The organism is Rhodococcus sp. NPDC003348 (genome assembly GCF_053589375.1).
Genome location: NZ_JBSFRT010000020.1, coordinates 19510 through 37633, shown reverse-complemented (window position 1 = coordinate 37633; position 18124 = coordinate 19510). Strand labels below are relative to the sequence as shown.

The following is an 18124-nucleotide window of genomic DNA, read 5'->3' as shown; positions in this document are numbered from 1 at the left end:
TCAGCGGTTGCGCCGGGCCAGCGCCTCGCCGATCGCGCGGAGTCCGGCGCGCAGCGCCGCGGGCGTCAGCACCTCGACACCGTCTCCGAGCGCGGTGAGCTGCTGCACGGCAACGTCTTCCGCCTCCAGTCGCAGGTCCACCTCCACCCAGCCGTCCGCGTCCGCGGGACCGGGTGTCACCCGGGCGGCCTCGGCCCCGACCACCGCGGGCAACGATCGCCACGCGGCCGGGGACAACCGCACCCGGCACGGGTAGCGCAGCAGGGAGCGGTCGAACTCGGCGGCCGACGACGCCCACCAGGCTGCCAGGTCGAAGCCGTCGGGGCGGTGCGCACGGCCGTCGAGAATCGTTGCGTCGGTGATCCGCTCGACCCGGAACGACAGGACCCTGCCTCGGTGGGCCGCGACCAGGTACCAGACGCCGGCCTTGGCGACCAGGCCGAGCGGGTCGAGGGTACGGGTGGTGGTGCGGGTTCCCTTGCGGTAGCCGATCCGCAGGCGCGTCCCGTCCAGCACGGCCCGGGCCACCACCGCGAGATTCGCTGTCCGATCGGGGGTCCCGAACCAGCCGGGTGCGTCGACGTGCAACCGGGACCGCCACAGCTGCGCCCCGGCGCGCAGCGGGAGCGGCATGGCCCCGAGCAACTTCGCCTCCGCGGACGCGGTCTGCTCCCCCAGCCCGAGGTCCGCGGCGAGCGCCGGGATGCCGAGCAGCATCAGCGCGGACGTCTCGGCTGCGGTCATCCCGCTGAGCTTGGACTGCCAGCCGTCGAGCAGTCTGATGCCCCCGCCGGGCCCGGTCTCGGTGTAGAGCGGCACCCCGGCGGCCTGCAGCGCGGCGACGTCGCGGTAGACGGTGCGCACCGAGACACCCAGTTGCTCGGCCAGCCGGTTGGCGGTGCTGCCGGGCCCACCCTGGAGGCGCAGCATCAGGTCGAGCAGTCTGCTGGATCGCACGGGCGGAGTCTACGAACAATTCATGACAGAAGATGTCAGGAATTGTCCCGCAGACTGGACGCCATGACGACCTGGCAGCAGTTCTCCGACGAGGCGCCCGACCTGGCCGACGCGATCCGGGCCCGCCTGACCGCACACAAACACCACGTACTGGCGACCCTGCGGGCCGACGGGTCGCCGCGGGTCAGCGGCACCGAGGTGGAGACATTCCTCGGGCTGCTCGTGCTCGGCTCGATGCCGAACGCCCGCAAGGTCTTGGACCTGCGGCGCGACCCGCGCTACGCGTTGCACTCGAACCCTGGCCACCACACGATGGAGGGCGGAGACGCCAAGATCTCGGGGCGTGCCCGCGAACTCGTCGGGGAGGAGAAGCAGGCGATCCGTGACTGCTACCCGGACGATCCGGGCGGCGATGCCCATTTCTTCGAACTCGACATCGACTCGGTGGTGTTGACCACCGTGTCGGACGACAAGTTGCACGTCGACCTGTGGCTGCCCGGCGCCGGCGTCACCAGGCGCAGCCGGTGAGCGCACCAGCCACCTCACGCTCCCCCTGCTGATCAGCAGGCCGGGCGGGCTGGTAGTCGAGATGACCGACGGCACCGCGGACTCCAACGTCGTCTACCGGCACCAGGTCGGCTTCTGGTACGACCTGGTCAAGGCCGCGGTGCAGCGGATGACCACGGCGCAGGAGTACGAACTGGCGCCGCGCGGGGGCTCGGCGGTCGCGGTGACGCCGGGTTGGCTGCGGTCGGAGACGATGCTGGACATCTTCCCGGTCCTTCGCAACCGGCGAAGACGGGCTGGCATACGAGGATCAATTCGTGCCGGTCCTCGAAACACTGGAGAGGGTACGAGTACCGACACTCGCGGTGATCGACGGCGCCTGCGCAGGATCGGGGCTATTGTTGGCGGCCGCGTGCGACGTCCGGATCCCGACGCCAGCCTCATCCTTCGGGCTGCCGACCGCACGAACTGGGCAATGCAATGTCCACATATCCTCTTGCCCTGCTCGCCGACCGAATCGGATCCTCGCGGCTCACGTCCATGGTGGCGCGAGCACGGATGCTCGGTGCCACTGAGGCGGCTGACATCGGCTTCGTCACAGAGGTGGCGGAGCGCGACAACGTCAACATCCTGGAAGAGCAGGCGGTGAGAGATCTCCTCGCAGCCGCACCCTTGACGATATCCGCTACCCGTGAAGTGCTCCGGCGGATCCGTAACACCGAGTTGCCTGAATCAGCCGACACCGTCCGTCACGTGTACGGCAGCAACGACTTCCGGGCCGGGGTATCTGCGTTCCCGAGAAAGGAGAGGGCACAGTGGTCAGGAAACTGAACTCGCCTCGAGGCGAAGGTTGGCTCGATGTCGGGTTCGAGCTTGTCGACAGCCGGACCGATCCCATGCTGGTTGATCAGGTCATGTACGAGTTCACCGGACTGGCGCTTGATTCGCAGGCTACTTGAGCACCCCTGCGGGCGGAAGGGTGGCCCGCCGGTCCACAGGAGTGCGGCTGCCGAGCCTTCGCCTTTCGCGAAGGGGCGAGAACGATGCAAGCGGGCGGGGTATTCAGGCATCCCCGCTGATTTGGAGCGTTGAGGGTCGAAGAGCATCGACGCCTCCACGTGCGGTGGCGGCGATCTAGCCGATGCGCTTCCCATGGTCGTCGGCAGCTACCAACCAAGCGCGGTGCTCGGCCGGCCAGTGTGACTCTCTTTGGCAGTTTGCAGCGGCGGGTTACGACCGCGCCCGCAGTGTCCCGAATCCGGACACATTCTCTCCGGCGGGGCGTCACCACCGCGTTGCCCGGGGCTCTTCCCTGCGGAAATGTCGTTCGCGCGGGCGGCGGCCGACACACCGCCGGCACAGGTCGCGCTCGCCCCTCGCGAGGTATCCGACATACCAAAACACCTGGTTGAGTCATCCATCACACCGGGTGTGCGCAAGTGACACACTTCACATCTCGCCGTTGGTCTCAGGATCTTCTTATCCGCATCGCTACACCGCATTGGACCGAGGACACCATGGACAGACTGATCAACATAGACAACGGCGGTACCCTCACCGACATCTGCGCGTGGGACGGCCACGATTTCAGCTTCACCAAGACGCTCACCACCCCGTTCGACCTGTCTCAGTGCCTGTTCGACGGCCTGACCAAGGTGTCGAGGGAGATCTACGGTACCGAGAAGCTGCCCGAGCTGCTGCACTCGACCGCGCACATCCGATACTCGACCACGCAGGGCACGAATGCACTCGTCGAGCGCAAGGGTCCCCGTGTCGGCATCATCACCGACTCACCCGACACTGCCGACGAGCTGCGCCGTAGCCCCGAGCAGCGCGCCCTCTTCGACGACCTCGTCGGCGCCAGGGTCGCGGTGATCGACACCGCCGCGGACGACCTCGACGGTGAGCTCGTGGTGAAGGTCAATCGGCTCATCACCGACGGCGCGGCCCGCATCGTCGTCGCGATCGGTGACACCAACGACGGCCGCGAACGGGAGGTCCGCAGGGTCCTGTTGCGCAGGTTTCCGCGGCACCTGCTCGGGTCGGTGCCGTTCCTGTACTCGTGGGACTTCACAACCGACCGCACCCGGGCCCGGCGCATCTGGTCGGCGGTGATCAACACGTTCCTGCATCCGACGATGGAGAGATTCCTGTACAACGCCGAGCACCGGCTGCGCGACTATCGCGTCCGCAATCCGCTGCTGATCTATCGCAACGACGGTGCCTCCTCACGAGTCGCGAAATCCGTTGCCCTCAAAACCTACTCGTCGGGACCGCGCGGCGGTCTCGAAGGCACCCGGGCGCTCGCCGAGATCTACGGACTCAAGCACGTCCTCATGATCGATGTCGGTGGCACCACCACCGACATCGGTACTGTCACCGGAGGGGAAATCCTCACCGATCGACGCGGATCCATCGCAGGGATCCCCATCTCGTTCCCGATGTCGAACGTCGAATCCGCCGGCATCGGAGGAAGTTCCGTCATCGCGGTCACCGACGGCGTCATCACTGTCGGCCCGGAGAGCGTCGGCGCGGCACCGGGTCCCGCCTGCTTCGGCTTCGGTGGCACCTCCGCCACGATCACCGACGTCAACCTGCTGCTCGGTGTCCTCGATCCGGCCACCTACCTCGACGGCGGCTTCTCCCTCGACGCGGACCGGGCCCGCGCGGTCGTCACTGCTACCGTCGCGGAACCGCTCGGTCTCACCCTCGACGAGGCGTTGCTGGCGATGGAACAGGCCTACTTCACGGCCATGGGTACCGCCGTCGCGCCCGCGGTCGGGGACAGCGACCAGACCACGATCGCGGCCTTCGGCGGCGCCGGTCCCATGAGCGCCTGCGGCGCGGCCCGCGTTGCAGGGGTGCGCAGCGTGCTGATCCCCAAGCTGGCCGCGGTGTTCTCGGCGTTCGGCATCGGCTTCTCGGACATCGGGCAGAGCTACGAAGCCGATCTCACGGACACCACCGACGCAACCCTCGGCGCCGCCGCGGCGGATTTGCTCGCCAAGGCGGAACGCGACATGTTCCAGGAGGGCCACGCCCTCGGCGAATGCGCGCTGTCGTGGACCGTCACCACAGAGGACGAGCGCGGGATCACCGTCGACGAGGCTGCTTACCGGCCCGGCGAGCCCGTGACAGTCGTCGCCGGCGCCTCCACCGCGCTGACCCTCGTCGTCACCCGCAGGATGAACCGGATCGCGCTGCCCAACGGCTCGTTCGCCGAAGCCCGCGAACCGGAGCAGACCGGCGCTCGCACCGTGCTCGGCGCCGCCGGACGCGCCGCGGTTCCGGTGTACACGCTCACCGATCAGCGGCCGGGTGCCACGGCCGCAGGCCCCGCCATCGTCGAAGGCCCCTTCTTCACCGCCCGGGTGCAGGACGGCTGGACCTTCCACGTCACCGCCGGCGGTGACCTGCTGCTCACCGACACCCACTGATCGGCAGGCGCGACGCCTGCTCCGACCGCTTCGAAGGATGCACGACATGCGAATTCCCATGACCGAATACCTGGTCATCGACCTCGAGACCGAACTGTGGGTGTGCCGGGTGTGCCGCCACGAACTCGGCAGCGCCCGCGGCAATTACAAGGAAGGAACCCTGGTTTACGACCGCGACCCGCGCGAGATCCATCAGCCGATCATCGACCCGGACCGGTACGAGTTCACCTTCTCCCCGGACCCGGACTACTGCCGGATTCTCGAGTACTACTGCCCGGGGTGCGGCACGCAGATGGAGACCGAGTACATCCCGCCGGGTCATCCGCCGACCGTCGACATGGAATGGGACATCGACGCCCTGCGCGCCCAGTGGCTCGAACGCGGCACCGACCCGGAACAGGTCATCACCTACGGCCCCGGGCAGGACGCAGAGGGCGAGTTCGAAGGCCGTCGCAACCACCACTGAATCACCTCGACCGCAAGGATTCCCGTCACCATGAAACGCATATCCGTCGACATCGGCGGCACCTTCACCGACTGCTTCTTCGCCTGGGACGACAAGTACGTCGAGGCCAAGGCCCTCACCACCCACCACAACCTTGCGCAGGGCTTCAACGAGGCACTCGACCTCGCCTGCCGGCGCGCCGATCTCGACCGTGATGATGTTCTTTCCCAAGTGGATTCGGTGCGCTACGCCACGACCCTCGGCACCAACGCGCTCATCGAACGCAAGGGACCGCGGGTCGGCGCCATCGTCACCCACGGCTTCGAGGACACCATCCCGCTCTCCCGCGGTCGCGGCTACGGAGAGGGCCTGGACCCGTCGATGCAGCAGAACCTGCCCGCCGCCGAACGACCCGAGCCGCTGGTGCACCGCAGCCTGATCCGTTCTGTGCAGGAGCGAGTCAACTCGGCCGGCACCATCGTCGTACCGCTCGTCGAACAGAACGTTCGCGAGATGGTGCGCGAACTCGTCGACGCCGGCGCTCAGGCGCTTGTGGTGTCGCTGGTCAACTCGACCGAGAACCCGGCGCACGAGCTGCGGATCATGGAGATCATCCAGGAGGAGTACCCCGAGCATCAGCTCGGCGCGATCCCGGTGTTGCTCGGCCACCAGGTGTCCGGCCGCAAAGGCGAGTACGTGCGGGCCACCTCCACCATCGTCGACGGTTTCCTGCACGACATCATGTTCCACGCGATGAGTCAGCTGGCGAACAACCTGCGCGATTCCGGCTACGACAAGCCGATGCTCATCATTCACAACTCCGGCGGCATGGCGCAGATGAACTCGACCGATGCGTTGCAGACCATCCATTCGGGTCCGGTCGCGGGGGTCAGTGCCGCCGAACACCTGTCGGAGTCGTCGGGCATCGGCAACATCATCACCACCGACATGGGCGGTACCTCCTTCGACATCGGTCTGGTGCCTGCCGGCGGTGTAAGGCATTACGACTTCCAACCCACCATCGACCGGTGGCTGGTGTCCGTGCCGATGATTCACCTCGAAACCCTCGGCGCCGGAGGAGGTTCCATTGCCAGCTACGACCGGATCCACCAGTCCGTGCGGCTCGGCCCCGAGTCTGCGGGATCGGACCCGGGCCCGGCGTGCTATGACCGCGGCGGTCTGCGCCCGACGGTGACCGACGCCGACCTGCTGCTCGGTTACCTCGACCCCGACAACTACGCGAACGGCTTCATCAAGCTAAACCGCAAGCGCGCGGCGTTTGCCGTCGAGGAGAACCTGTGTGACGAACTGGACCTCGACGTCATCGACGTCGCCAAGGTCATCAAGAGTTCCGTCGACGAGCAGATGGCGATCGGTATCGCCAAGGAACTGCGGGTGCGCGGCTACCTGCCCGAGGACTTCACGATGCTCGCCTACGGCGGCAACGGCCCGCTGCACGCGTGCGGTATCGCCGACCACGCGGGCATCCGCCGGATCCTCGCGCCGCCGTTCTCGTCGGTGTTCTCCGCGTGCGGCGCCGGCAACATGAAGCAGCTGCACATCCACGAACGCGGCGTGCACGTGGTTCTCTACAACGCCACCACGCGCGGACTCTACGACCGCTACGAGGAGTTCAACGACATCGTCACCGCGCTGGAGGTACGCGGCGCGGAGGATCTGCGTCGGCAGGGCATCGCCGACGACGTGATCGAGCATCGCCTCGAGATGGACCTGCGGTACGGCAATCAGCTGGTGACGACCGCGGTGTCCTTCGACATCAACCGGATCCACGGGGTCGGGGACGTTCTACACCTGATCCGCACCTTCTCCGACATCTACTCGCAGCGGTACGGGCAGGGGTCGGCCGCACCCGAGGCGGGGATCCGCGTGCAGACCATCCGCGTCGCGTCGTACGTCAACGGCGACACGGTGGAGTTCGACTCCCTGCACCACGACGGGGAGCGGACGCTGCCCGTCCCGATCGAGCATCGGGAAGTGCACTTCGTCGGGCACCAGCGGGAGATCAGCACCGCGGTCTACGACGCCGAGGCCCTCGACGCCCGGCATGTCATCCCTGGCCCGGCGATCGTCACCACCGAGAACACGACCTATCTCGTCGAGCCGGGCTGGCGCCTCGAACCCTCCCCGCAGGGTGCCGTCTGGTTCCTGAAGGACTAGCGCAGAAACACCAGGAGACAATGTCATGACCACAGTGCACGACGACCTCGCCCACGCCGCCGCCGAACGCCTCGCGTCGCTCGACGAGCAGGAACAGCGGTGGGTCGACGAATTCATGGACGAGACCACGCTGTTCCTCGGCCCCGACCGGGAGATCATGCGTTCGCACCACATCACCTCCCGAAGCGAGCTGGAGGAGGAGTGCATCGCCAAGGGCGTCGACCCGCTCCAGGTGGATCGCATCCGCAAGCGCCTTTCCGGCGCCCTCGACGAGGGCTTCGAGATGTGTGAGGCGATGGGGGCGGCACCGGGCGCCAAATGGGGGGACCTCACCACCGCCATCTACACCGCCGCCGGCGACGTGACCTATTTGTCCTGCCACGGCGTGATCGCGTTCTCGGCGATCCTGCACCACCCGATCCGCTACATCATGAAGTACTGGAAGGACGAACCGACCGTCGGCATCCACCCGGGCGACGGCTTCATCCACAACGACGCCCGATTCGGCAACGTCCACAACACCGACCAGTCGATGATCATGCCGATCATCCGCGAGGACCGGATCATCGCGTGGGTGGCCGCCACCATCCACGAGGGCGAGAACGGCGCTTGCGAGCCCGGCGGCATGCCCTCCGGCTCGGAGACTCCATTCGACGACGGCCTGCGAATGAGCCCGTTCAAGATCGTCGAGCGGGGCGAGCTACGCCGCGACCTGCTCACCTTCCTGCAGCACTCGGTGCGCGATCCGAAGCTCCAGCTCGCCGACCTGAAGGTGAAGATCGGTGCGGTACAACGCATCCAGGAACGCATCGACGCGATCATCGACGAGGTCGGGGTGGACACCTTCGTCGCCGCACTGCGCACCACCGTCGAGGACGTCGAGGCCGAGGTGCGTCGCCGCATCCGCGAGCTGCCCGACGGCACCGTCCGGTTCAACCAGTTCATGGACTCGACGCTCAAGGAGAACATCCTCATCAAGCTCTCCTGTGCGATCACCGTCCAGGGCGACAAGATGACGATCGATCTGCGCGGAAGCGGACCCGAAATCCTCAACCGGGCCATCAATTCGCCTCTGTGTTCGGTCAAGTCGATGATGATGCAGGCCATCCTCGCGTTCTGGTGGCCGGATCTGCCGCGCTGCACGTCTGCGATGAGTCCGATCGACATCATCTCCGACGAGCACACCTGGTCCGATGCCGGCTACGACGCTCCGATGGGTCAGTCCCTGCAGGCTTCGTTCCGCGGATTCTCGGCCCTGCAGAACCCGTGGGCGAAGCTGCAGTTCTCCAACCCGGAGAAGTTCTCCAACGTCATCGCCCCGTGGTTCAACCAGATCAACACCTTCCTGTGGGGCGGGGTCACCCAGCACGGTGACCAGGTCGGCAACCTGTGCGCCGACCTCAACGGCATGGGTGGCGGCGCCAAGGCGTTCCGGGACGGTGAGGACGCCGTATCGCCCCTGTTCTGCGCGATGGCCGACACCGCCGAGCAGGAGGTCATGGAGGAGGAGGTGCCCTTCATGCAGCTGGTGAGCAAGCGGATCGTCCGCGACAACCAGGGCTTCGGCAAGCACCGCGGCGGCATGGGCTACGAGATGATCGTGGCGGCGGAAGGCACCCCGTTGTGGGGCTTCATGACCGTCACCTCGGGGGCGAAGTTCTCGTCCGTCTCCGGACAGTTCGGTGGTTACGGCTGCAACACCTACCCGCTGGCGATGGTCAAGGGCGTCAACGTCTACGACGAGCTGCGGCGCAATCCTGAACGATTCGACCTGTCCATCGAGAAGGTGATGAACGAGCAACCGTTCGAGGGGGCCGAGTACATCACGAGCCACATGGGTCTGCAGTTCGACGTGGCCAAGGACGGTGAGCTGTACATGATGTCGCAGGGCACCGGCGGCGGATACGGAGACCCGCTCGAACGAGCCCCGGAGGATGTGGTGGCCGATCTCGAGATCGACCGCATCTCGGGGAAGGTGGCCCACGACATCTACGGCGTCGTGTACGAGCCGCAGACTTTCGTCGTCGACGTCGCGGCCACTGAGGAGTTGCGAGCCTCGATGCGCCGTGCGCGGATCGCCCGCGGCGTTCCCTATGCGCAGTTCGTCGAGCAGTTCGTCACCCCGGAACCTCCGAAGGAACTGCTCTACTACGGCGCCTGGGGTGACACCGAGGAACTGACCGCTACCCACTTCACCGTCCACGGTGCGCAGCGGGTCACCACCACGATCGACAAGATGCCGATCATCATGATGCCCGATCGTCGCGAACTGAAGATTGCCGAGCTGACCGCGCGGGTGAAGGAACTCGAGGCCAAGCACGGCGAGGTGGTCCACCGCAAGTCCTGATCACCCCTCTGACCCGTCCGCCCGGGTGCCCGCACTCTGTGAGTGCGGGCACCCCTTCAACCCGGAGACGACACGATGACCACTTCGAAGCCCGAGTTTCTCGATGCACCGGCCTCGGGGCGCAGGACCCCCTTGATCGTCGATCATCTCGACTACAGTCGGCAGGTCCTGTTGCGAGGCAACCCGATTCCCTGGGACGACCCCACTGCATTGTCGAACCTGCTCAACCAGGCACACGGGTTGCTGCGCCCGGACGTCACTCTGCTCGACCTCGGCGCCTACTACCGGATCCTCGCTCGGGAGCTGCGTCTGCATGAGGCGATGACCGCACGGTCGCGTCCCGGATACGCGCTGCGCGTACTGCTCGGTGACGCGGACGCCGGCCGGGCGGCGGTGACGCTGGTTGCCACCGTGGCAGGTACGACACGGCTGCCGCTCGTCCTGCAGATCCCGTCTCCGCGGGCATGGCTGGAGCAGACGCACCCGGGAACGACGGACGATCTCGACGCCGACCGGGTGGAGAACGCGGCGATCTACGTCGCGGACTGGCTTCGCGGGTTCGCCGACGTGCCCGTCGCGGCGCTGCTGCTCGACGAGCGTATGGCCGGAGGTGTGCCCGACGTGCCCGCCGACGCCTATGCGCCGATCGCCAACGTCGCCATGCACTACCGGTGGGAGCTCGGGTTGCGCGATGACCCGAGCGTGACGTTCGGTGAACACGGCGGGGACGTGCTCGGCGCAGGCTTTTGGCTCGCCGACAACGCCGCCGTGCCCGCAGCGTCCGGGACGTTCCGGCTCGCCCGGCTCCCCGCGGAAGCGGTGCCCGAAACGGTGCTGGCCAGGCTGTCCGACCTCGACCGGGTCGGTGACGGGACCGCGACGGTGTGACCACGGCCCGGTATCCCGCGGACCCCGCGGGATACCCTCGTGTGAGTCGGGCCACAACGGTACGGGCGAGGGGAACGCGATGAAGAATGCAGACCGACGGCTGCAGGTGGCCGTCGCCCGTGCCGGGTTCCTCGAATCCGGGGAGTCGGACGACTCTCTGGTGTCTTCGGTCGTGTCCGCGTCGTGGCAGCGGTCGCAGGCGGCCGGGGTGCAGCCTTCCGGCGGGGACGTCGGCTTCGTCGGTGATGTGAATCGCGAATCCCGGCTGGTGCAATGTGCGATGTCCGTTTTCGACAAACTCGCGGCGGACATCGTCGACGTTCCCGTCAGCATCGCACTGACCGACGCCAAGGCGCAGGTGCTGATGAGGATCGACGGTGCCCGAAGTATCGGGCGTCTCCTCGATCGGGTTTCACTCGCCCCCGGTTTCGACTATCGCGAGGGCGAGATCGGCACCAACGGCGTGGGCACCGTGCTCGAATCCGGACAGGCCGTCCAGATCGAGGGCGCCGAGCACTTCCACGACCGATTCCAACCGTTCGCGTGTTCCGGTGCCCCGATCCGTGACCCCTTCAGCGGTCGTATCGCGGGTGTCGTCGACCTGAGCTGTCTCGCCGAGCATTCCTCGCCGCTGCTCGCGAGCGTCGTGCGCAGCGCCGCATCCGAGATCGAACTCAACCTGTTCCGTGACCGCAGTGCCCGCCAGCACGCGCTGTTCGATGCGTTCGTGCGCGCCGACGCGCGGGGTGAGACGGCGCTGCTCGCCACGGGCAGCGCGATGTCGCTGGCGAATCCCCTCGCCCACGCAATCCTGGGGCCGGCGAACCAGCGCCGCGTGGGCGAGCACGTCGACTACATGATCGGGCATCGCGACCGTATCGACGAGAATGTCGAACTGCCCGACGGCGTCTTCGTCCGGGTGCGGGCCACCCGGATCCGAGCCGGAGAGGACACCGCCGGATACCTGATCGACGTGTCCGAATCGACCGCCGCGGCGGCCACGATCCCGGCTGCGGTCCGCCCCGTCGCTTCGCCCCGGATGCGCCCGTATCTTGCCGGCCTGGCCGCCGCAGGAACCGACACGCTGCGGGCCGGCGGCGGCTCGGCCCTCTGGACCCGGGCCTGTAGCGAGATCGAGGACGCGGTGCGCGCGGGGGAACGGATTCTGGTCACCGGGGAGCCGGGCACGGGCAAGGCGTCGCTGGCATCGGAGATCTTCCATTCGGTGGTGCCGGGCGGGCGCAGCATCCTCGTGGACGGCAGCGGCGCCGACCTCTCCGGGCTCGCCGTCGACTCCGCGACGCCAACTCTGTACGTGCTGCGCAACCTTCGATCCATGCCCGAGCCGGTTGTGGCGACCCTGGCGGCGGTGTTGGCTCAGCCCGGTCCCGACCACGTGTTCGTTGTTGCCACCATGCAGGATTCGGATGATCCAGCGCCGGAGTTCCTCGTGCCGTTGCTCGACGCGCTTGAACGGACCGTGCACGTGCCCGCGCTGCGGCACCGCACCGACGACATCCCCGTGGTGGCCGAGCAGGTGCTTCGGGTGATCACCGGATCGTCGAGCCGCGAGCTCACGCCCGACGCGATGCGCCTGCTCGTGAGCTACCCGTGGCCGCGCAACATCCACGAGCTCGAGGCTGCGCTACGCAGTGCCGTCGCGCTACGACCGGCTGGACGCATCACGCGGGACGATCTGCCCGAATGGTGTCACCACGGGCCGCGACGCCAACTGAGCGCCGTCGAAGCGGCCGAGCGTGACGTGGTGACCAAAGCACTGCGAGGAACCGGCGGGAACAGGGCGAAAACTGCTCGTGCGCTCGGAATTTCACGATCGTCTTTGTATCGGAAGCTGACGAAGTTCGGGCTCGCGGACGGGGCCGACCCCATCGGGTGAAGACGTTTCCGGGAGCGGGCAGTGCCCGGTTCCGGGTGTGTGTCGGCGATCTGTCGGGACGATCGGTGTCCGGTTTGATGTTGTCCACGGCGACGTCGAGGTGGCCGAATTTTGACCCACTTCGGCTCGGTCGTCCGCCGCCCGTGTCACCAGGTGAGGTTCTCCGCGCAGCGGCTGCCGTCGGCGGCGGACTCCACCTGCACGGTGGCGTGCCCGAGCCCGTGACCGTCGAGGACCGTCTTCGCTGCCCGCAGCACGGACTGGGTGTCGGTGTCGGTGGTCAGGTGCACGGTCGCCACGTCCATGCCGGTGGTGAGCGTCCACACGTGCAGGTCGTGCAGGTCGGTGACCCCGGGTAGGGCGAGGAGGTCGGCGCGCACGGCGTCGACATCGACGTTCGCGGGTGACGCCTGGGTGAGGATGCGGAGGGCGGCGGCGGCCAGTTTGACGGCCCGCGGCACCACCCACAGCGAGATCAGCACGCCGACGACGATGTCGGCGTAGGTCCAGTTGAAGGCGAACACCAGGGCGCCTGCGATCAGGACGCCGACGCTGCCGACGGCGTCGGCGAGCACCTCGAGGTAGGCGCCGCGGACGGCGAGGGAGTCCTCCGCGTCGCCGCGCAGCAGCCACATCACCACGAGGTTCGCGGCCAGCCCGGCGGCGGCGGTGAGCATCAGCGGTAGCCCGGGGATCTCGGGGGCGTCGCCGATCCGCCCGATCGCCTCGTACATCACCCACGCCGCGACGGCGAGCAGGAGGACCGCGTTGGCCATCGCGGTGAGGACCTCGGCGCGGTGCCAGCCGAAGGTGCGGGCGGCGGCCTTGGACCCCTGCCGCGCGAGCAGCAGTGCGACCAGACCCATGGACATGCCGACCACGTCGGTGAGCATGTGGCCCGCGTCGGCGAGCAGCGCCAGCGATCCGATGGCGAGACCGACGACGACCTCGAGCACCAGGAATCCGACGAGGATGCCGAGAGCGAGGACCATCCGGCGGATTCGCGCCGCGGGCGGTCCCGCGATGCCGGGTTCGACGGCGCCGTGGCCGTGCGCGTGTCCGTGTCCGACGCCCATCACCCGGCTCCTCGCTCGTTCGGTCGGCCCGTGTTCTCCGGACCCGGAGCCATCATATGCACATATTCGCATATATCGAAAGGGCTACTCCGGCGGGTAGGCGGGGTTGGGCACGGTCGGCGGCAGGGTCGCGATCGCGGAGATCCGGCTCAACCCCGCCACCTGAAGCAGGTCCACGATCAGGGACCGGATCTGCGCGAACACCACGGTCGCCGAGATGCCCGCGTTCTCCACCAGTTCCGCCTTCGCGCCGACCGCGACCGAGCGCAGCACCCGCGCCGCCTCCGCCCGGTCCGGCTGCTGCCCCGGGTCGGCGAGCACCACCCGCCGCAGCACGTCGACCGCGTGCGAGAGCTTCTCCACCTCGTCCACCAGCCGCGGGTCGAGGATCTCGTCGTCCCGCACCAGGGTCAGCGACCGGCGGGCGAGGACGCGGATGTTGCGCATCGCGTTGTCGATCGGGTCCGCCGCCGCGGCGAGCCGGTCGAACCGGGACCGCGAGTTCCAGTACAGCGGCGAGAGCCGGCTGATCTCCCGCCCACCGCTCAGACTCGACCGCAGCCCTTCGATGGAGGACTGGGTGGCACGGGCCTTCTTCAAGCCCTCCTTGATCGGTTTCGGATCGTTGGCGACGAGTCCGTCCGCGACCAGCTGCAGCACCTCGGACGCGGTGCCGAGGATGTCCGCGGCGTTCTTGCGGGCTCGCAGCACCGGATGCGACGGCACGAGGGTGACGACCAGGAAACCGACGAGGCCGCCGATCAGGGCGTCGATCATCCGGTCCGCCCCGCCGCCCTGCTGTGGCGGGATCAACGTCGCCACCAGCACCGCGGAGGTCCCGGCCTGCATGGAGATGATCGGGCCGCCGTCGAGGAAGATCGCGGTCGACATCGCCAGGGCGACGACGAGGGTGATCTGCCAGGCTCCGGTGCCGATGATCGAGATCAGGGTGTCACCGACACCGATACCGACGGTGACGCCTGCGATCAGCTCGGCCGACCGCCGCACCCGGGCCCCGAGCGAGAGCCCGAGGGACACCACCGCGGCGATCGGCGCGAAGAACGGATTGTGGTGGTGGAAAAGGTCGTTGGCGACGAACCAGGCCAGGCCCGCCGCCAACGCGCACTGCAGCACCGGGAACGCGGAGGCGCGGACACGAGCAGCGGAGGCCCGCAGCCGTTTCCGCGCCCGGTCACGGCTGTAGACGGGAAATCTATTCGACGCCAAGTGCTTCGGCAGCCCGCGGGTCGCAGTCCTCCAGCAGGTCCAGGCACCGGGCGTGCTCGTCGGACTCGCCGATCACCTGCGCGGCCCTGGCCAGGGCGGCGACGCAGCGCAGGAACCCGCGGTTCGGTTCGTGGCTGTACGGAACCGGACCGAAGCCCTTCCAGCCGTTGCGCCGCAACTGGTCGAGCCCGCGGTGGTAGCCGGTGCGCGCGTAGGCGTAGGCCGTGATCGTCTCGCCGTCCGCCAGCGCCGCCTCCGCCAGGTACGCCCAGGCGATCGACGCGGTCGGGTGGTCGGCGGCCACCTGCTTGGGGTCGGCCTTGTTCAGGAGTTCGGACTCGGCGTCCTCGTCGCCGGGCAACAGAGTGGGCTGGGGGCCGAGCAGATCACCGAAAGAGGTCATGCCGACCATTGTGCGCGCAGCCCAACTTCGGCTGCGCCCCGACACCCCGCGTACGACGCCTCGGACCGGGTCGCTCACGTCGTAGGCTGCTGACCGTGCGCGAGGTCCGCGCCACCCGAGACCGTCACAGAACCAGGGGGCGAAGGCCGTGCCGAACCACGAACCCGAGTCCGGGCAGGACCCGGCGGACACCCCCGACGAGGCTGCCCCGGATCCGTCCGACGCCGCGACCACCGTCATCCCGCACGCGACCCGCGCCACGCCGACCCGGGTCGGCCCCGGAACGGCCGCGGGCGGGGCGCCTGCGGCGGCCCGGATCCCCGAACCGCCATCGGCACCGTCCCGGCGGCGCCGGTGGCCGCTGGTTCTCGGGGCCCTCGTGCTGCTCGGCGCGCTCGCGGCCGGCGCGGCACTGCTCTACGACCGCGTCTCCGGTGACGGCACCGAGACCGCGGTCCGAGCGGCGATCACCGATTTCGTCGACGCCCTCGACCGCGGCGACCTCGCGGCGCTGCGGGCGGGCAGCTGCGGCGAACTCGCCGCCTACTACGGACAGGTCACCGACGCCGACTTCGCGGACGTGTACCGGTCGGCGAACTCCGATCGTGCGGTCCCCGTCGTGACGAGCATCGACGCGGTGTCCGTCACCGACGACACCGCCCTCGCCCAGGTGACCGTCCACACCGCGAACGATCCGGGCTCGAGTTCGGTGCGCTCGTTCGCGCTCGAGCGGCAGGACGGCGTGTGGAAGGTGTGCAGCTGAGAACGTGGGCCGTCACAGGTCCGACAGCGGAGGGAAGACGGCAGCGACACCTGCCGGGTCGCGATGGAGCACCCGCCGCACGTCACCACTGACCCGGGACAGGTCACCGTTCGCGATCGCGGTGTAGGAACTGACCCAGCCGTCGACCTCCCACTGCTGCGCCCCGTAACGGGCACGCGAGGCGTACGCCTCGTCGAGCGTCTCGCGGTGGTAGCGGATCGGCCGGCCCAGCGCCGCCGTCAGCGCTTCCGCCACGTCGGCCAGTGACAGCGCCGCCGGGCCCGTCAGGTTCAGCGTGTGCCCGTCGTGGCGGTCGCCGGCGAGCACGGCGGCGGCCACCTCGATCACGTCGGCGCGCGCGACCATCGCGGCGCGTCCGTGTCCGGCCGGACCGCGGATGAGGTCGTCGTGACCGACCAGCGCGGGCATCAGGTCCAGATACAGGTTGTCGCGCAGGAACGTGAACACCAGGCCGCTGTCACGGATGGCCTGCTCGGTGCGCCAGTGGTCGCGCCCGAAGGTGAACGTGCAGTCCGGTGCGGCGCCGACGAACGAGACGTAGACGATGCGTCGCACCCCGGCGGCGACCGCCGCGTCGACGGCCCGCCGCTGCAGGTCGGCGCGGTCGGGGCTCTCGGTCGCCGAGACCATGAAGAAGGTGTCCGCGCCGCGCAGCGCGTCGACGAGCGCCGGGTCGCCGAAGCTCGCCCGGATCGCGGTCGCGCCCTGCCTGCCGTGGAGGCGGGACGGGTCGCGGGTGATCAGCGTGGCCTGCGTCCCGGCCTCGGCGAGCAGATCCGCAACTCCCCCACCGATGTGCCCGCCGGCCCCGGAGACGGCGATCCGCTCGCTCATGTCCCCACCCTACGGCCGCGAAAAGACGAAAGTGCAGTTCCCGTCGCATCGGCCGGGTGGCCGCGACGGGAACTGCACTTTCGGGGGGAAGAACTATCCGGCGGAGACCGAGCGTCCCGCGGACTTGAGGTCGTTGCAGGCCTCGATGACGCGAGCGGTCATGCCGGCTTCGGCCTTCTTCAGGTAGCTGCGCGGGTCGTAGACCTTCTTGTTGCCGACCTCGCCGTCGACCTTCAGGACACCGTCGTAGTTGGTGAAGAAGTGGCCGGCGATCGGGCGGGAGAACGCGTACTGGGTGTCGGTGTCGACGTTCATCTTCACGACGCCGTAGCGCAGCGAGTCCTCGATCTCCGACTTCAGCGAGCCCGAGCCGCCGTGGAAGACGAAGTCGAACGGCTGGGAGCCGGCGGCCAGGCCGAGCTTGGCGGTCGCGGCCTCCTGGCCCTCCTTGAGCACCTCCGGCTTGAGGACGACGTTGCCCGGCTTGTAGACGCCGTGCACGTTGCCGAACGTGGCGGCCAGCAGGTACTTGCCGTTCTCGCCGACGCCGAGCGCGTCGACGGTCTTCTCGAAGTCCTCACGGGAGGTGTAGAGCTTGTCGTTGATCTCGGCCTCGACGCCGTCCTCTTCGCCGCCGACGACGCCGATCTCGACCTCGAGGATGATGTTCGCGGCCTTCGACAGCTTCAGCAGGTCCTGCGCGATCTGCAGGTTCTCGTCGATCGGCACGGCCGAGCCGTCCCACATGTGCGACTGGAACAGCGGGTTCCGGCCGGCGTTGACGCGCTCCTGCGAGATGGCCAGCAGCGGGCGGACGAAGGTGTCCAGCTTGTCCTTGGGGCAGTGGTCGGTGTGCAGCGCGATGGTGACGTCGTACTTGGCGGCGATCACGTGCGCGAACTCGGCGAGTGCGACCGCGCCGGTCACCATGTCCTTGACGCCGAGGCCCGAGCCGAACTCCGCGCCGCCGGTCGAGAACTGGATGATGCCGTCACTGCCGGCGTCCGCGAAGCCCTTGATGGCCGCGTTGATCGTCTCGGACGAGGTGCAGTTGATGGCGGGGAAGGCGAAGGAGTGCTCCTTGGCCCGTCCGAGCATCTCGGCGTAAACCTCGGGAGTTGCGATGGGCACGGCAGCTGACCTC

17 protein-coding genes are annotated in these 18124 nt (G+C 68.3%); 10 read left to right on the top strand and 7 right to left on the bottom strand.

All coding sequences use genetic code 11. The annotated features are described in order from the left end of the window. The gene (locus ACWDU4_RS14850; RefSeq protein ID WP_450114662.1) at nucleotides 1-957 is read right to left on the bottom strand and encodes a helix-turn-helix transcriptional regulator; all 957 of its coding nucleotides are present in this window, start codon (nucleotides 955-957) and stop codon (nucleotides 1-3) included. A gap of 63 nt (nucleotides 958-1020) precedes the next feature. Between ACWDU4_RS14850 and ACWDU4_RS14845 the strand changes: the two genes are divergently transcribed. Next, the gene (locus ACWDU4_RS14845) at nucleotides 1021-1485 is read left to right on the top strand and encodes a pyridoxamine 5'-phosphate oxidase family protein (protein ID WP_450114661.1); all 465 of its coding nucleotides are present in this window, start codon (nucleotides 1021-1023) and stop codon (nucleotides 1483-1485) included. 93 nt (nucleotides 1486-1578) lie between these two features. Here the strand turns inward: ACWDU4_RS14845 and ACWDU4_RS14840 are convergent, their stop codons facing one another. Next, a complete protein-coding gene (locus ACWDU4_RS14840) occupies nucleotides 1579-1728 on the bottom strand; it encodes a hypothetical protein (protein ID WP_450114660.1) in 150 nt (49 codons plus the stop codon). A gap of 53 nt (nucleotides 1729-1781) precedes the next feature. On the opposite strand from ACWDU4_RS14840, the gene ACWDU4_RS14835 reads away from it, so the two are divergent. From ACWDU4_RS14835 to ACWDU4_RS14800, 8 genes are all read left to right on the top strand, one after another. Beyond that, a complete protein-coding gene (locus tag ACWDU4_RS14835; protein WP_450114659.1) occupies nucleotides 1782-2039 on the top strand; it encodes an enoyl-CoA hydratase-related protein in 258 nt (85 codons plus the stop codon). Next, nucleotides 1945-2295 carry an enoyl-CoA hydratase-related protein gene (locus ACWDU4_RS14830; RefSeq protein ID WP_450114658.1) on the top strand — a complete coding sequence of 117 codons (351 nt, stop codon included), beginning with the start codon at nucleotides 1945-1947 and terminating at the stop codon, nucleotides 2293-2295. The genes ACWDU4_RS14835 and ACWDU4_RS14830 overlap by 95 nt, the downstream gene beginning before the upstream one ends. Before the next feature lie 686 nt (nucleotides 2296-2981). Continuing rightward, on the top strand, nucleotides 2982-4901 hold the full coding sequence (locus tag ACWDU4_RS14825; RefSeq protein ID WP_450114657.1) for a hydantoinase/oxoprolinase family protein: 1920 nt from the start codon (nucleotides 2982-2984) through the stop codon (nucleotides 4899-4901). 46 nt (nucleotides 4902-4947) lie between these two features. Beyond that, a complete protein-coding gene (locus ACWDU4_RS14820; RefSeq protein WP_450114656.1) occupies nucleotides 4948-5367 on the top strand; it encodes an acetone carboxylase subunit gamma in 420 nt (139 codons plus the stop codon). A gap of 30 nt (nucleotides 5368-5397) precedes the next feature. Next, nucleotides 5398-7524: a hydantoinase/oxoprolinase family protein gene (locus tag ACWDU4_RS14815; protein ID WP_450114655.1), complete on the top strand. Its 2127-nt coding sequence runs from the start codon at nucleotides 5398-5400 to the stop codon at nucleotides 7522-7524. A gap of 25 nt (nucleotides 7525-7549) precedes the next feature. Further along, nucleotides 7550-9871 (top strand): hydantoinase B/oxoprolinase family protein, encoded by a 2322-nt coding sequence (locus tag ACWDU4_RS14810; protein WP_450114654.1) that lies wholly within the window; start codon nucleotides 7550-7552, stop codon nucleotides 9869-9871. A 75-nt stretch (nucleotides 9872-9946) separates the two neighbouring features. Next, nucleotides 9947-10759 (top strand): hypothetical protein, encoded by an 813-nt coding sequence (locus tag ACWDU4_RS14805; protein ID WP_450114653.1) that lies wholly within the window; start codon nucleotides 9947-9949, stop codon nucleotides 10757-10759. A 79-nt stretch (nucleotides 10760-10838) separates the two neighbouring features. Further along, nucleotides 10839-12656, top strand: coding sequence for a sigma-54-dependent Fis family transcriptional regulator (locus ACWDU4_RS14800; RefSeq protein ID WP_450114652.1), 1818 nt, complete (start codon nucleotides 10839-10841; stop codon nucleotides 12654-12656). A gap of 146 nt (nucleotides 12657-12802) precedes the next feature. Here ACWDU4_RS14800 and ACWDU4_RS14795 read toward each other — a convergent pair whose 3' ends face one another. The 3 genes from ACWDU4_RS14795 to ACWDU4_RS14785 all read right to left on the bottom strand — a co-directional run bounded on the left by ACWDU4_RS14795 (nucleotide 12803) and on the right by ACWDU4_RS14785 (nucleotide 15362). Beyond that, nucleotides 12803-13732: a cation diffusion facilitator family transporter gene (locus ACWDU4_RS14795; RefSeq protein ID WP_450114651.1), complete on the bottom strand. Its 930-nt coding sequence runs from the start codon at nucleotides 13730-13732 to the stop codon at nucleotides 12803-12805. Nucleotides 13733-13816: 84 nt separating this feature from the next. Next, nucleotides 13817-14908, bottom strand: a complete 1092-nt coding sequence (locus ACWDU4_RS14790; protein ID WP_450114728.1) for an FUSC family protein — start codon at nucleotides 14906-14908, stop codon at nucleotides 13817-13819. Nucleotides 14909-14945: 37 nt separating this feature from the next. Next, nucleotides 14946-15362 carry a DUF3151 domain-containing protein gene (locus ACWDU4_RS14785; RefSeq protein ID WP_450114650.1) on the bottom strand — a complete coding sequence of 139 codons (417 nt, stop codon included), beginning with the start codon at nucleotides 15360-15362 and terminating at the stop codon, nucleotides 14946-14948. 148 nt (nucleotides 15363-15510) lie between these two features. Here ACWDU4_RS14785 and ACWDU4_RS14780 point away from each other — a divergent pair, with 148 nt between their 5' ends. Continuing rightward, nucleotides 15511-16125, top strand: coding sequence for an Rv0361 family membrane protein (locus ACWDU4_RS14780; protein WP_450114649.1), 615 nt, complete (start codon nucleotides 15511-15513; stop codon nucleotides 16123-16125). A 12-nt stretch (nucleotides 16126-16137) separates the two neighbouring features. On the opposite strand, the gene ACWDU4_RS14775 is transcribed toward ACWDU4_RS14780, so the two are convergent. After that, nucleotides 16138-16980, bottom strand: coding sequence for an NAD(P)H-binding protein (locus ACWDU4_RS14775; protein ID WP_450114648.1), 843 nt, complete (start codon nucleotides 16978-16980; stop codon nucleotides 16138-16140). A gap of 93 nt (nucleotides 16981-17073) precedes the next feature. Continuing rightward, the gene (fbaA, locus tag ACWDU4_RS14770; protein ID WP_450114647.1) at nucleotides 17074-18111 is read right to left on the bottom strand and encodes a class II fructose-bisphosphate aldolase; all 1038 of its coding nucleotides are present in this window, start codon (nucleotides 18109-18111) and stop codon (nucleotides 17074-17076) included. Nucleotides 18112-18124: the final 13 nt, after the last annotated feature.

Bases quoted from the DNA above. Each gene is read 5' to 3' on its own strand.
- ACWDU4_RS14820 (WP_450114656.1), top strand. From the start codon at position 4,948: ATGCGAATTCCCATGACCGAATACCTGGTCATCGACCTCGAGACCGAA.
- ACWDU4_RS14845 (WP_450114661.1), top strand. From the start codon at position 1,021: ATGACGACCTGGCAGCAGTTCTCCGACGAGGCGCCCGACCTGGCCGAC.
- ACWDU4_RS14795 (WP_450114651.1), bottom strand. From the start codon at position 13,732: ATGGGCGTCGGACACGGACACGCGCACGGCCACGGCGCCGTCGAACCC.
- ACWDU4_RS14800 (WP_450114652.1), top strand. From the start codon at position 10,839: ATGAAGAATGCAGACCGACGGCTGCAGGTGGCCGTCGCCCGTGCCGGG.
- ACWDU4_RS14810 (WP_450114654.1), top strand. From the start codon at position 7,550: ATGACCACAGTGCACGACGACCTCGCCCACGCCGCCGCCGAACGCCTC.
- ACWDU4_RS14805 (WP_450114653.1), top strand. From the start codon at position 9,947: ATGACCACTTCGAAGCCCGAGTTTCTCGATGCACCGGCCTCGGGGCGC.
- ACWDU4_RS14775 (WP_450114648.1), bottom strand. From the start codon at position 16,980: ATGAGCGAGCGGATCGCCGTCTCCGGGGCCGGCGGGCACATCGGTGGG.
- ACWDU4_RS14785 (WP_450114650.1), bottom strand. From the start codon at position 15,362: ATGACCTCTTTCGGTGATCTGCTCGGCCCCCAGCCCACTCTGTTGCCC.
- ACWDU4_RS14830 (WP_450114658.1), top strand. From the start codon at position 1,945: ATGTCCACATATCCTCTTGCCCTGCTCGCCGACCGAATCGGATCCTCG.
- ACWDU4_RS14840 (WP_450114660.1), bottom strand. From the start codon at position 1,728: ATGTCCAGCATCGTCTCCGACCGCAGCCAACCCGGCGTCACCGCGACC.
- ACWDU4_RS14825 (WP_450114657.1), top strand. From the start codon at position 2,982: ATGGACAGACTGATCAACATAGACAACGGCGGTACCCTCACCGACATC.
- ACWDU4_RS14815 (WP_450114655.1), top strand. From the start codon at position 5,398: ATGAAACGCATATCCGTCGACATCGGCGGCACCTTCACCGACTGCTTC.